The organism is Candidatus Kuenenia sp., assembly GCF_039794105.1.
GTDB lineage: Bacteria > Planctomycetota > Brocadiia > Brocadiales > Brocadiaceae > Kuenenia.
Window position 1 is genome coordinate 45,812 of the sequence record NZ_JBDIWA010000005.1, and the last position, 13,944, is coordinate 59,755.

Below are 13,944 nucleotides of genomic sequence, written 5' to 3' on the forward strand. Positions count from 1 at the left end.
GCCTCTAAATTCTAAATTCGAATATCGAAATTCGAAACAATACCGAAACTCAAAATTCAAATGTTCAAAACAAATCGACTCTTATGGTTTTGGTCATTTCAATTTTTATTTTTTGGGATTTGTTTCGAGTTTCGAGTTTCGAATTTCACCATTTTTTTATCGGGAGTATATAAAATGTATTCTATTAACAAATATACGTTTAAAGAGTTTAAGATTACCCCCGGGCACCGTGCTAATTATGCAATCCTTTGTAATCCGGAGCTAAAAGAAAATCAGTGGGGCATAAAATATCATCCCTCCAATGACTATTCGAGAGAATATAAAATCCTTGCTCTCTTTTCACATCCGCAAATTCCGGTTCGATATAAAGTGGGAAGGGATACCATGTATAAGGATGACAAGTTTGTTTTAGCACAACATTATCTTATTATGACCCACTTTGAAGGTGAGGGCGTACTTGAATATTATAAAAAAAGGGATATGACCGACCGGAAAGAAATCGAAGGGGTAATTCAGCATTTTGCAGGCGTGACTTTGCCTTTGATGCACATGCATGCCAAAGGATACCTTCACTCCGATATCAAACCCGGTCATCTTATACTAAATCCAACTACGGGTGTAATGGCGCTTATTGACCTTGAATGCACTATTAAAACGGGAGAGACGCTTCTTGGTATGAGCAGGGAATATGCCTCCCCGGAGCAGAAAGAAATGATACAACTCTTGAGAAAAAATGAGGGGGAAAAGGATGTGTTGAAAAAGATTAAGATTGCGGCCACATCCGATTTGTATTCTGTTGGATTGATTCTCTATGAAGCCCTGACAAATAAGTTGTGGCAAGAGAATCCGGTCCCTCCCCGGGAGTTAAATTCATCAATACCCGAGAAACTACACAATGTTATTTTGGGATTATTGGAGGAAAACCCGTTAAATCGTATACATTCTGCAGAATTATTAAAAAATGAATTGGAGGCGGTAGTGTAGTTGTTTTTCCGTATAGGTAAAAAGTGCTTAAAGCGGGTTCAGGTATTTCGTCAATGTTGTTTATCCTGTTTTTTCGGCAGGAAAACAATTAATCAGTTTGATAAATAGAGGGACACTCCCCGTATTTCAAAAATTACTATGGGAAGTGTCCCTCTGTTTTTCCTCTATTTTCCAGGAACGCTTAACATACATCCCTTTGCTTTAATGCTCCCCGCAACACTTTCTGCATTTTGTGCGTTCATGCTTCCGGTTGCAACACCGCCCAATGCCATTATTTTCAGCAGTGACCAGGTCACAATACCAATGATGGCCAAAACCGGCCTTGTTCTTAACCTATTCGGCGTGGCATTGATAACAGCGCTTATCTATTTCTTAGCCGTTCCTGTTTTTGGTATGGCGCTTTCAGAGTCGCCGGTATGGGTAATAAAGAAGTAAGGAAAATTTAAACCATTCTCTACCGATAAAAAAAATTGCTAAAACGAGAAGGCCTTTCTGCAACAAAAATTCTGCTTGCGCGTTTTCCTCTTTGATGGTTGAATGGGCAAAATGTTGTAATTTCAATATTATAAAGATAGAAAGGTCATTTGTATGGATATACAACAGTGCCGTGGAAGAATATTAATAGGAAAGCCAGGACTGGATGGTCATGATCGTGGAGCAAAAATTATTGCCCGCAGTCTTCGTGACGATGGATTTGAAGTCATTTACACGGGTATTCGCCGGACGCCTGAAGAAATCGCATTAACGGCAATACAGGAAGATGTGGATGCTGTTGGTCTTTCCGTCCTTTCCGGCGCGCATAACGAACTTTTTACCGAAGTGCTGAAAGCCCTTCATCAGGCAAAAGGATCTGATATCCCTGTAATAGGAGGAGGTATCATTCCTAAGGAAGATATTCAATATTTAAAAGATGCGGGAATGTGCGAAATATTTACCGCAGGTACACCGGTTCAAACAATATTGAACGCTTTCAGAGACGCTACTGAAAAATATCGTCAGAAAAAACACAAAACAATTTAATAATGTATGAGTGTAAATTTTTAAGAGCAAATAAGTTTTGATAGACAGCACAATCATGTCTCGTGCAATGCATAATACGTACAAGAGGATGCGATTGAAAGTATGAATGATAATGATATTGATGAAATTGTGAAGGGAATTTATCTAAAGGAACCGCGTGCGATTGGCCGCGCTATTTCAATAATCGAAGATGGCGATCAAAGGGCTGACGCACTTTTGAAGCAAATAAATGCAAGAAGCATTCAGGAATCGAGGATATTGGGCATTACAGGACCTATTGGCACAGGAAAGTCAACAATAATTAACCAATTGATTGCCTATTATCGCAAACAGGGATGCAGAGTAGGAATTGTGGCGATAGACCCGTCGTCTCCGGTATCCGGAGGCGCATTTCTTGGAGATCGCATCAGAATGATGAGGCACGCTATGGATAAAGATGTGGTGGTACGTTCAATGGCAACAAGGGGGAAACAGGGAGGGTTATGCGCTGCTGCTACTGCGGCTGTAAGGATAATGATCTGTTCCGGATGCAACCCTGTCATCATAGAAACTTCAGGAGTTGGGCAAACAGAGATCGATGTTGTCAGACTTGCGGATATTACAGTGCTGGTATTAGCCCCTGGTGCTGGCGATGAAATACAGGCGATGAAGGCCGGTATTATAGAAATAGCGGATATCGTGGTTGTAAATAAAGCAGAGTGTCCGGGCGCAGACTCCCTGATTATGGAACTGGAGAACGTGCTCCATCAGAGAAGTTGTCCTGTTTGTCGTGTTATTGCCAAGGAGGCGTACGGAATAGAAAATCTTGCTGCTTCAATTGAGATGATCGACAATGAACGGCGCAAAAGCGGACAATTTACAAATAAACGGAAACAAACAAGAGAAACGGAAATAATCGATTGTGCCATTGAGATGATGCGTGATGAGCTCAGGAGTCGCCTTAAAGAATGCCCTGAAAATTATACAGGAGATCCACGCACAATTGCCCGTAAGTTAATTGACGACATTTGTATATCCGGATCATATATGCCAAAAAGAAACCATTCGGAGGTGTTTTCATGAATGAGCATCCTGCATTTGTTGAATGGACGGAAACGGTACTCAAAAAAACACTGGAACGATTTCAGGAAAGACAGAAGGAGTTTAAAACAGATTCCGGTCTTCATGCAGAACGTTTAGCGTTGCCAGAGGAACTTGATGAAAAATATCTGTCAAAAATAGGTTTTCCAGGACAATATCCGTTTACACGAGGAGTTCAACCCACGATGTACCGGGGACGTCTCTGGACGATGAGGCAGTATGCCGGATTTTCCTCCGCTGAAGAGTCCAACAAGAGATACCGCTATTTGCTGGAACAGGGAACAACCGGACTTTCCGTGGCATTCGACCTGCCGACACAGATCGGCTATGATTCCGATCATAAAATAAGCCATGGCGAGGTAGGGAGAGTAGGTGCTGCCATAAATACATTTGCTGATATGGAAGCACTTTTTAACGGCATTCCACTGGATAAGGTTTCCACTTCTATGACAATCAATTCTTCCGCAGCAATACTTCTTGCCATGTACGTTGTGGTGGCGGAGAAACAGGGGATAAAGCCTGCTCAATTGTCTGGAACTGTGCAAAACGATATACTGAAAGAGTACATTGCCCGTGGAACATATATCTTCCCACCGCAACCAAGTATACGTTTAATGACGGATATAATAGAATGGTGCAGCAGGGAAATGCCGAAATTTAATACGGTTTCCGTTTCCGGTTATCATATAAGAGAAGCAGGTTCTACGGCAGTACAGGAAATTGCTTTTACCTTCGCGAATGCCTGCGCTTATGCGCAGGCGGCAATTTCTGCAGGACTGGATGTTGACGTATTTGCCCCACGCATGACTTTTTTCTTTAATGCATCATCTGATTTTCTGGAAGAGATAGCAAAATTTAGAGCAGCCAGGAGACTTTGGGCAAAGTTGATGAAGAAACGATTCAAGGCAAAAGATACTGCTTCCCTGAAACTTCGGTTTCATACTCAAACTGCCGGTTATACCCTGACAGCACAGCAGGCTGACAACAATATTGCAAGGGTAACATTGCAAGCCCTTGCTGCGGTGTTTGGGGGTACACAGTCTTTGCACACAAATTCCCGTGATGAGGCCCTTACTCTTCCAGCGGAAGGCTCTGTTCGAACAGCCTTGCGTACTCAACAGATCATAGCATACGAATCAGGGGTGTGTAATACCGTTGATCCACTCGCCGGTTCATACTACATTGAAAATCTGACAGACAGATTGGAGCATGAAATTTTAGCGCTGATCGGCAGGATTGATGCCGCCGGAGGCATGGTTGCAGCAATAGAGTCGGGCTTTGTTCAGCGTCAGATTGAAGATTCCTCATACGCATACCAGCGGCAAATAGAAAACGGTGAACGAATTATTGTGGGACTAAATAAATTTCAGGAGACTGAAGAAACGCCTCCTTCCGTTTTTAAAATCAATAAATTTACCGAAGAAAACCAGATTATGAAATTGTCAAAAATACGCGCCAAACGGGATAATCAAAAGGTCATGAAGTCATTGTCACGCCTTGATGAAGCTGCCAGGGGAAAAGAGAACGTAATGCCTTACGTTATTGAAGCAGTTCGCTGTTATACAACACTGGGGGAAATCTGCGACGTCCTGCGTAACGTATTTGGCATTTACGAGGGGAAAAAAGGGTTCTAAAAGTATATGATACAAAAAATTGATCATCTGGGAATTGCAGTACGGTCACTTGACGAGGCCGTTCAATATTATGAACAAGTCCTTGGATTAAAGTGCAGCGGCAAAGAAGAAGTACCTTCTCAAAAAGTAAAGATTGCTTTTTTTCAGGTAGGTGCCGTTCGCCTTGAACTTCTTGCGCCAACTTCTTCAGACAGCACTGTGGCGCAATTTCTAGAAAAACATGGAGAGGGTGTACACCATGTGGCCTTTTCGACGGACAACATTAATGAACAATTATCAAAGGCAAAAGACGCTGGTTGCCGCCTGATTCATGAGATTCCCATACAAGGAGCGGGAGGCAGGCAGGCGGCCTTTCTCCATCCGAAATCTACCCACGGAGTACTTACGGAATTTTGTTCGGTTGAAATTGAACAGAAAGACAATGTTTAGTCATTCATAAAATAGAAAACTATTTGCAAATAAATAACAGTTGCTCATGACTATTTCACAAAAACTTATTGAAGATCTGGAAAACCGAAAAAATCAGATTCTCACTTATGGAGCAGATAAATCAAGTACGAGGCATGAACAGGGGATGATGACGGCACGGGAACGCCTTATTAATCTTTTCGACCCAAATACTTTCCAGGAAACAGGAATGCACGCACAACATGCCTGCCACGATTTCGGCATGGAAAAAAAATTTTTGCCCTGCGACGGAGCAATAACAGGAATTGGGCACATTGCCGGAAAACCCGTTGCCGCTTTTAGCCAGGACTTTATGGTAAGCGGCGGCTCATTGGGAAGGATTCATGCCAGGAAAATATGTGATTTAATGGACTATGCCATAAAAACAGGAATACCGGTAATAGGTTTTAATGATTCGGGGGGGGCGAGAATTCAGGAAGGTGTGGACTCACTATCGGGATATGGACAAGTTTTTTCCAAAAATGTAATGCTGTCAGGAGTGGTGCCACAGATTGCCGTTATTGCAGGCTCATGTGCCGGAGGAGCGTCATATTCTCCCGCACTAATGGATTTTATCATTATGACCAGACATAATTCCTACATGTTTATTTGCGGCCCGGATGTTATCCGGTCGGCCACCGGAAAAGATATAATGATGGACGAAATAGGGAGCACTACAGTTCACGCTTCAATAAGCGGCAATATTCACTTTGTCGCGGAAGATGATGAACATGCTATCGGACTTGTTCGCCAGTTACTTTCATATTTTCCATCCAATAATATTATGGATCCGCCTCATCGGCCAACACAAAACATTTCGCTCGATAAGGATGAGGGAATGAATAAACTCGTTCCCGCGGATAATAAGGAACCGATGAATGTATTGGAGGTTATTAAGAGGCTTGTAGACAACGGTTCATTTCTGGAAGTACAGAAAGAGTGGGCAAAAAATATTGTTATCGGATTTGCAAGGATCGAAGGGATTGTTGTGGGGTTGGTCGCTAATCAATCCATAGAAAAGGCAGGAACCCTTGATATTGACGCATCGGATAAGGCAAGCCGGTTTATCCGTTTCTGTGATATGTTTAACATACCGCTGGTAACGTTAGTGGATGTGCCTGGTTTTTTACCAGGGGTGGCTCAGGAACAAGGGGGCATTATCCGGCATGGGGCAAAAATGCTGTATGCTTACGCTGAAGCTACCGTTCCAAAGATTACCGTAATTCTCCGTAAGGCATATGGTGGAGCATATCTCGCCATGTGCAGCAGTGATATGGGGGCAGATGTCGTATTTGCCTGGCCGACAGCGGAGATCGCTGTAATGGGCGCCGAAGGGGCAGTCAAAATTCTCTACCGGCATGAACTGAAAAACGCCGAAGATCCAAAAGCCACGGAGGCAAAACTGATTTCAGAGTATCATCAGCGGTTTGCCTCTCCCTATCAGGCGGCAGCCAATGCATTGATTTCCGATGTCATAGAACCCTCGTGCACACGGTATAAAGTGGCGATTGCATTACACAATACCCTTTCAAAACGCGCAACACTCCCCCCGAAGAAACATGGAAATATGCCATTGTGACGACAGTGTATTTTAAAATACAGATACCTTGTATCAGTTTAGTATTTTGAAAACTGCAACTGTTTTGCCTTGCTTGTTCCCAAACTCCTGTTTGGGAACATAATTTTAAAGAGAAACGCAGTTTCTCGTCTATTTACGCTCCCAAACAGAAGTTTGGGAACGAGTTGTGATTCGGTCGTTTAATAGATTACGCTGAATAGGTACAAAATATTACGATATCTTTTAATAAAATAAGAAAACACATATGGAACATTGGTCTTTTTGGAAAACTTTTTATTTTCAAGTAACAGGGTTGTTTTTTGTGATGGCAAGTCTGGGTGGAATTGCCCTGTTAATATACGTACTTGGGTATTTTGTGAGAAAGGCAGAAAACCGGAAATCTACAGCAGGCGTTAAAGCGATATTCGGAGAAAAATCACTAGAAGAACCGGAGATTTTCCCACATGGAATAGAGCAAAACAGGCTTTGTGCAATCATTGCCGCAGCGGTTGATGAGGTAATAAAAGAACCGCATAAAATTGTTTCCATCCGGCGTGTCGATGATGGTCTGGTTTCCGGAGAGCTTTATCTCCAGACATGGTCTGCAGAGGGCAGACGCCAGCACTTTGCATCTCATAAAGTTCGCTGATTTGTTTTGCGTGTTGCGTAAGGAATATTCTGAGGTTTGAGTGATAACGGGTATATTTTGAGGGCGTTTTATGAAAAAACTAAGAATAACTGTTGAGGGAAAAGTATACGAGGTACTTGTAGAAATCCTTGGCGAAGAGGCCCCTTCAATTGCACATCCGGAAAAACAAACACCTTCACAGAGTCTGATTATTACTCAAGAACCGCTTCTAACAGATAAGAGACACGGTGATCTTACGAGTCCGATACCAGGGAAAGTAGGCACTATTTTTGTACAAAAAGGACAATACGTGAAAGAGGGAGAACGATTAATGGTTTTAGAGGCAATGAAAATGAATAATTACGTCTACGCTCCTCATGATGGTAATATAGATGCAATTTATGTAAAAAGCGGAGAGACAGTCGAAGAAGATCAATTATTATTAAATATTTCGTAAATGGGAGCAATCCTATAATGTTTTGCATGATTAAATTATTGCATTTATTGCCGATTCAACAGATATCATTACAAATGATTGTAATGTGGATAATTGCATGCATATTACTGTATCTTGCTGTTTACAGAGGCTTTGAACCATTACTGCTTGTTCCGATTGCCTTCGGGGTGCTTATAGCAAATCTTCCTACGCATGGCATGGTAAATCTTCCTATAGATGGCAAACCTGGAGGATTGTTTTATTATATTTCAAAGGGGATTACCTGGGAAATATTTCCTCCCCTGGTTTTTTTAGGAGTGGGCGCCCTGTCAGATTTTGGCCCATTAATAGCAAATCCCCGTACGCTCTTACTCGGCGCTGCCGCCCAGTTGGGGATGTGTGTGACATTTATTGCTGCTGTCTTATTGGGTTTTTCCCCTCATCAGGCGGCGTCAATTAGCATTATCGGTGGCGCTGATGGCCCTGTTGCCATTTTTACAAGTAATAAACTTGCCCCTGAACTCCTTGCTCCGATAGCCATAAGCGCTTATCTTTATATTTCACTCGTGCCCCTGATCCAGCCGCCTATTATGCGGGCATTAACGTCAAGACAGGAAAGAAGAATACGAATGAAATCGCTTCGGAAAGTATCAAAACCAGAGAAATTGCTTTTTTGTTTGATTGTTATGATTGCCGGTGTACTTATTGTTCCCGAGGCTTCATCATTGATTTTCATGTTAATGCTCGGAAATTTCCTCCGTGAGTGTGGCGTGACTGATCGGTTATCACATGCAGCACAAAATGAGATTATTAATATCGTTACTATTTTCCTGGGAGTTTGTGTGGGTATTACCATGAAGGGAGAACGATTTCTTACTGCTGAAACACTAAAGATTGTTTTTATCGGTGTAACTGCCTTTGGAATTTCAACAGCAGGAGGTATTCTTATGGCGAAATTAATGAACAGAATCAACCCGAAAAATCCCATTAATCCTTTGATTGGCGCAGCCGGAGTATCAGCCGTTCCTATGTCGGCAAGAGTGGCTCAAATGGAAGGACAGAGGGAGGACAAAGATAATTACCTGCTTATGCATGCTATGGGGCCAAACGTTGCAGGTGTTATTGGCACCGCAGTTGTTGCGGGTTACTTTATTGCGAGGTTAGCGAGGTAAGCATTTTTATTGTCTATACAACGCGAAAGATTAGACAATTGTCTAAAAAATACTTTTTTCGTGAATTTTAGAGAGACTATTTCATTTTAGAAGGCAACTTGATCGCCTCGCCGGCTACCATGAAAGCGTCTCTCCCTCGATGATGAATCGTCCGCGGGTCCTTGTTTGCAGGATCGACCCACGCCTTGAGCACCTCAAGGATGAAGAGGTTATATTTGGCTACCATCTTCCCATCGACAACCTTGCATTCAAGATTCGCATAGCACTCATCGATGATCGGTGCACTGATGCACGAGGCGGACGCCTGTGTTAGCCCAAAGGTCCTGAACTTATCGGTCTTTCGTCCGGAGGTATTCCCGCAACCCACCACCTTCTCCGCCAACTCCACCGTCGGGATATTGATCACACATTCCCTGGTCGCCTTAACGATGTCAAACGTGTAGTTTCGATTGCTAATCACGCAACCCAGGATTGGCGGCTCGAAATCTATCATCATGTGCCAAGACATAGTCATGATATTCGCCCGCCCCTTGCGAGTGGTTGTTACCAGAACCACTGGTCCCGGCTCGATCAGTCCATAAACTTTGGATAGAGGGAACAACTTTTTTGTCATTTTGCCACTCCTGTTTCAGCGGTTTTCAACGATCACCATCGTTTCTCCGTCTGAATGTCAATGCAAAAGCTTTGATAAGGTAATGAATTTTTAATTTTTAGTCCAAAGAGATTTTTTTGTTTGAATGACCTGAAGTAATTCCAAACAAGCAATGGAAATCCTGTTTGAAAGACACTTCGATTTTGAAACGTAATCCATAGCGGTTTCTGTTTTTATGCTATGTTCCGTCTTTGCCCCGCTATGATAACATCATTAATTTTTTATTGACATATAACACTGTTTTTTAAATAATATGTTAATTGTTTAATAATTATTTTTTATTAGGACTATTTTTTTATTAGGATTTACTATTTGTCATGCAAACGGTAGAAAAACTTACGGACACATTAAAGAATAACAGGCTTAAAATTACACCGCAAAGGTTGATGATTTTCAAAGTATTGGAGAATAACACCTCCCATCCCTCTGCCGAGGAGATCTTCAAAAAAGTCAAGAAGGTATATCCGTCCGTATCCTTTACCACAATTTACAAAACCTTGGAAACGCTAAGGGATCTTGGTGAAATAAAGGAACTCACCATTGATAAAGACCGCAAGCATTATGATCCTGATATTAGTGTTCACCACCATTTTATTTGTTCTGAGTGCAGGGAAATATATGACATTCACGGAGATTTTACCGCCAATATAAGACTTGACGATTCTTTAAGAAAAGATTTCTCTGTTTCAGGCTTTCAGATATCTTTCTTCGGCGTTTGCAGTAAATGCAGCAGTAGCGACCGTTTTTAAAGCAATTCATCTCTCCGGTAACCTCCCTGAATTTTTTGTTTGCCCATTTCGCACGGTTGAACAACATTCTCTCCGTTCCATTTTATGCATCTACCGCCAGGATTGCCTTTCTCTTTCCCCTCTGAATGTTTCGCAGGCGCGTATAAATTCACAAAAGAGTGCTTTTTTGTGTGAGGAACTATCGCACAGACGCTCCGGATGCCATTGTACTCCCAACAAAAACGGATGGTCTCTGCTTTCAATGGCCTCAATGATTCCGTCAGGTGCACGGGCAGAAACAATGAGACCGCTGCCCGGTTTTTTTATTGCCTGATGATGTGCGCTGTTCACCTCAATGTGTTCTTCCCCCACAACCTTATGGAGCAAGGTATTTTTTTCGATGGTAACAGTATGTGTCTGTTTTTTACCGGTTTGCCTATGATTACAACATTTGGTGTTCTGGCTGGGAATATCCTGAATAAGGGCGCCGCCGAAAACAACATTTATCAACTGAACGCCATAACATATAGCAAAAACGGGGATCTTTAATTGAAGGGAATGATGTAAAAGGGCAATATCTGAAACTTCTTTGTCAGGATGGATGCATATCGTGTTTTTATGCCTTGTTTCACCGTACAATTCAGGGGAAATATCATCCCCGCCGGTAAGAAGGAGTCCGTGCATTTTTTCTAAAAGAGAAACAACCTCCTCTTTTTCTCTCGGCACAGGCAATAAAACAGGTATGCCGCCTCCCATGATTATCGCATCGCAATACTCTCTGTATACAAAAGAATGAGGCCGGGTTTTTTCCCAGCGATAATCACAGTTTACCGCAATGATTGGCTTCATAACCTTAAGCAACTATCGTAAAGGTTTTGACGAAACAGCAAGGCTCGTTTTTATAGTAATGGGATTAAGGAGAGGGGCATTATTGGCAGGAAACATACGTTGGATGGTACAGCGGGAATATTCCTGAAGTGGTTGGCGTATTAATAATGATGACCGAAATATGTTAAACGAAATAAATTTTCTTTTTTCGCGTACGTTTGTCTCTTATTCATTTTTTACAATATATACCGGCTAAGATCCTCGTCTTTGACAATTGCCTGCAATTTATCATTTACATACTTATCGTCAATAACCACTTCCTTGCCCCCCTCCATATCAGGTGCATCAAAGGAGGCGTCCTCCAGCAGTTTTTCCAAAACAGTATGCAGCCTCCTTGCCCCAATGTTCTGTGTACGTTTATTTACCTGCACGGCAATTTCCGTAATAGCCTCAATGGCTTCTTTTTTAAAATGAACCTTTATCCCTTCTGTCTCAAGAAGTGATTTATATTGTTTGAGTAGCGCATTTTTTGGCTCTGTTAAAATACGTAAAAACTCTTCTTTCCCCAAATCTTCCAGTTCAACACGAATAGGGAATCTACCCTGCAGCTCAGGAATTAAATCCGAAGGTTTTGAGACATGAAACGCTCCTGCCGCGACAAAAAGGATACGGTCGGTTTTGACAATTCCGTATCGGGTATTCACAGTGGTGCCCTCTACAATCGGCAAGAGGTCCCTTTGCACCCCTTCGCGGGACACATCAGGGCCCCTACTTGTTTCGCGCCCCGCAATTTTATCAATTTCATCCAGGAAAATAATCCCAAACTGTTCTGTCCTGCGAATTGCCTCCTGTATCGCCTTTTCCTTATCAATAAGTTTTTCCGCTTCTTCCTGTATTAAAATCCTCTTCGCCTCGGCAACCGGCGCCTTTCTGACCTGTGCCCTCGGCGGGATCATTTTTTCCATCATGTTCTGAAAATCTATCCCCATATCTTCCACACCGGCGACAAATCCCTGCAACACATATGACTTTTCATGCACGGTAAGCTCCACCGTGCGGTTAGCAAGAGCGCCATCCCGCAATTTTTTTCTGAGCTTTTCCCTTGTTTTTATCCGCTGGTCTTCTTTTGCTTCCTCTTTTTCCTTATCCATTTTCTCAGAACTCTTTGGAGTCGGCGGCAATAGCAGGTCAAGGAGACGTTCTTCCGCCAGCTCTTCTGCTTTGCTCTGAACATCTTTCACCATCTCTGCCTTTACCATATTAACGCCAATTTCGGTAATATCGCGTATCATAGATTCAACATCACGTCCGTGATATCCAACCTCAGTGTACTTGGATGCTTCGATTTTAAGAAATGGCGCCTTTACCATCGATGCCATGCGGCGTGCTATTTCAGTCTTTCCCACGCCGGTAGGCCCTATCATTATTATGTTTTTTGGTAAAATTTCTTCACGTAATTCCTCAGAAAGCTGATGCCTGCGCCAGCGATTTCGTATCGCAATCGCCACGGCGCGCTTGGCGCTTTTCTGCCCAATAACATATTTATCAAGCTCCTCAACAATCTTTCGAGGCGTCAATTCCTCCACTTCTATACTTCCTCCACTTTGATATTTTTGTTGGTATAGACACAAATATCCGCCGCAATATTCAACGATTCCTCAACAATTTCTTTCACAGACAACGGAGTGTGTTTTGCCAAAGCGCGGGCAGCAGCAACCGCATACGAGCCTCCGGATCCAATACCAATGATACCGTCATCCGGTTCAATCACATCGCCGCTTCCAGAGATAAGAAAAGAATGTTGCTTATCTATCACCACAAGGAGAGACTCCAGCCTTCTTAATACCTTATCTGTTCTCCACTCCCTTGCCAGTTCGTGTGCGCTCCGCAATACGTTGCCCTGGTACTGTTCCAGCTTTGCATCAAAACGCTCCATAAGCGCGAAAGAATCCGCCGACGAACCGGCAAACCCGACCAGTACCTTATCATGATACAGCCTTCGAATCTTTTTCGCATCATGCTTCACCACCGTGGCTTGCATAGTAACCTGCCCATCGCCGCCTATGGCAACATGTCCGCCCTTTCTCACTGATAAAATTGTTGTAGACGAAATAAACGGTTTCAAAATAAATTCCTCAATGTTTTACCCTAAAATAATTTAAGTTCAAATGGTATCAACAAAACTAAGAGTTATCAAGGGTTTTCTCTTATGCGGCACTTTCCCCTTTGCCGGCATTTTGAATACAAAAAAGTGCTTGTATAATTTTTGAAAAGACTTTCGTACTGAATTTGTTATATAATGAGTTAGTTATTTTAAGGCTTTTATCTTTTATAAAGGAGGAGAGAATTATGCTTGCAAAAGATATTATGAATAAAATAGTTGTTGCGGCAAAAAGAAGCACCCTTGGCAGGGATCTAACAATAAAACTTCTATCGGGCATGTATAGCGGATTGCCCGTCGTGGACGAAAAAGGAAGGGTAATTGGTGTTGTAAGCGAATTCGATCTTCTCAAAGTAATTCGGGCAGGAAAAAAACTGGAACAGGTAACGGCTGAAGAAATTATGACAAAACCCCCTGTATGCGTAAAAGAAGATTCCTCCATAGAGGAAATTATCGACCTTATGACAAAACACAATATTATCAGGATACCCGTAATAAGAAACGATATGCTTGTCGGGATTATTTCACGGTGCGATATTCTTAGCAGTATGGTAGAACCTGAGTTTGTAACCGTTTGCTACGAATAAGATTGTTCACAAGACCCCCGGCTCAGCAA

16 protein-coding genes are annotated in these 13,944 nt (G+C 42.5%); 12 read left to right on the top strand and 4 right to left on the bottom strand.

All coding sequences use genetic code 11. The features are described 5' to 3' along the window. The first annotated feature begins 174 nt into the window (after positions 1-174). The 10 genes from ABJL82_RS04585 (at position 175) to ABJL82_RS04630 (ending at position 8,959) form a co-directional block, all read left to right on the top strand. The gene (locus tag ABJL82_RS04585; protein ID WP_347273547.1) at positions 175-984 is read left to right on the top strand and encodes a hypothetical protein; all 810 of its coding nucleotides are present in this window, start codon (positions 175-177) and stop codon (positions 982-984) included. A 138-nt stretch (positions 985-1,122) separates the two neighbouring features. Continuing rightward, entirely contained in the window at positions 1,123-1,419 is a 297-nt protein-coding gene (locus tag ABJL82_RS04590) for an anion permease (protein WP_347273548.1), read from the top strand. A 159-nt stretch (positions 1,420-1,578) separates the two neighbouring features. Continuing rightward, on the top strand, positions 1,579-2,004 hold the full coding sequence (locus ABJL82_RS04595; protein WP_347273611.1) for a cobalamin B12-binding domain-containing protein: 426 nt from the start codon (positions 1,579-1,581) through the stop codon (positions 2,002-2,004). Positions 2,005-2,106: 102 nt separating this feature from the next. Then, positions 2,107-3,066 (top strand): methylmalonyl Co-A mutase-associated GTPase MeaB, encoded by a 960-nt coding sequence (meaB, locus tag ABJL82_RS04600; RefSeq protein ID WP_347273549.1) that lies wholly within the window; start codon positions 2,107-2,109, stop codon positions 3,064-3,066. Then, positions 3,063-4,718, top strand: coding sequence for a methylmalonyl-CoA mutase family protein (locus ABJL82_RS04605; protein WP_347273550.1), 1,656 nt, complete (start codon positions 3,063-3,065; stop codon positions 4,716-4,718). Before meaB ends, ABJL82_RS04605 begins: the two co-directional genes overlap by 4 nt. A 6-nt stretch (positions 4,719-4,724) precedes the next feature. Next, positions 4,725-5,147: a methylmalonyl-CoA epimerase gene (gene mce / locus ABJL82_RS04610; RefSeq protein WP_347273551.1), complete on the top strand. Its 423-nt coding sequence runs from the start codon at positions 4,725-4,727 to the stop codon at positions 5,145-5,147. A 46-nt stretch (positions 5,148-5,193) separates the two neighbouring features. Then, a complete protein-coding gene (locus ABJL82_RS04615) occupies positions 5,194-6,744 on the top strand; it encodes an acyl-CoA carboxylase subunit beta (RefSeq protein ID WP_347273552.1) in 1,551 nt (516 codons plus the stop codon). Positions 6,745-6,988: 244 nt separating this feature from the next. Continuing rightward, positions 6,989-7,372, top strand: coding sequence for a hypothetical protein (locus ABJL82_RS04620; RefSeq protein ID WP_347273553.1), 384 nt, complete (start codon positions 6,989-6,991; stop codon positions 7,370-7,372). Between the two features lie 70 nt (positions 7,373-7,442). Beyond that, a complete protein-coding gene (locus ABJL82_RS04625; protein ID WP_347273554.1) occupies positions 7,443-7,808 on the top strand; it encodes a biotin/lipoyl-containing protein in 366 nt (121 codons plus the stop codon). 26 nt (positions 7,809-7,834) lie between these two features. Then, complete coding sequence (locus ABJL82_RS04630; protein ID WP_347273555.1) at positions 7,835-8,959, top strand: sodium ion-translocating decarboxylase subunit beta; 1,125 nt, start codon at positions 7,835-7,837, stop codon at positions 8,957-8,959. Positions 8,960-9,035: 76 nt separating this feature from the next. Here ABJL82_RS04630 and ABJL82_RS04635 read toward each other — a convergent pair whose 3' ends face one another. Next, positions 9,036-9,572 carry a flavin reductase family protein gene (locus tag ABJL82_RS04635; protein ID WP_347273556.1) on the bottom strand — a complete coding sequence of 179 codons (537 nt, stop codon included), beginning with the start codon at positions 9,570-9,572 and terminating at the stop codon, positions 9,036-9,038. A gap of 356 nt (positions 9,573-9,928) precedes the next feature. Here ABJL82_RS04635 and ABJL82_RS04640 point away from each other — a divergent pair, with 356 nt between their 5' ends. Next, entirely contained in the window at positions 9,929-10,360 is a 432-nt protein-coding gene (locus ABJL82_RS04640; RefSeq protein WP_347273557.1) for a transcriptional repressor, read from the top strand. Positions 10,361-10,450: 90 nt separating this feature from the next. Here ABJL82_RS04640 and ABJL82_RS04645 read toward each other — a convergent pair whose 3' ends face one another. The 3 genes from ABJL82_RS04645 to hslV all read right to left on the bottom strand — a co-directional run bounded on the left by ABJL82_RS04645 (position 10,451) and on the right by hslV (position 13,295). Further along, entirely contained in the window at positions 10,451-11,188 is a 738-nt protein-coding gene (locus tag ABJL82_RS04645; protein WP_347273558.1) for a gamma-glutamyl-gamma-aminobutyrate hydrolase family protein, read from the bottom strand. Between the two features lie 215 nt (positions 11,189-11,403). Beyond that, a complete protein-coding gene (hslU, locus tag ABJL82_RS04650; protein WP_347273559.1) occupies positions 11,404-12,753 on the bottom strand; it encodes an ATP-dependent protease ATPase subunit HslU in 1,350 nt (449 codons plus the stop codon). Positions 12,754-12,755: 2 nt separating this feature from the next. Further along, positions 12,756-13,295 carry an ATP-dependent protease subunit HslV gene (gene hslV / locus ABJL82_RS04655; RefSeq protein WP_347273612.1) on the bottom strand — a complete coding sequence of 180 codons (540 nt, stop codon included), beginning with the start codon at positions 13,293-13,295 and terminating at the stop codon, positions 12,756-12,758. A 221-nt stretch (positions 13,296-13,516) separates the two neighbouring features. Between hslV and ABJL82_RS04660 the strand changes: the two genes are divergently transcribed. Then, positions 13,517-13,915 carry a CBS domain-containing protein gene (locus ABJL82_RS04660; RefSeq protein ID WP_347273560.1) on the top strand — a complete coding sequence of 133 codons (399 nt, stop codon included), beginning with the start codon at positions 13,517-13,519 and terminating at the stop codon, positions 13,913-13,915. The last annotated feature ends 29 nt before the right edge of the window (positions 13,916-13,944 follow it).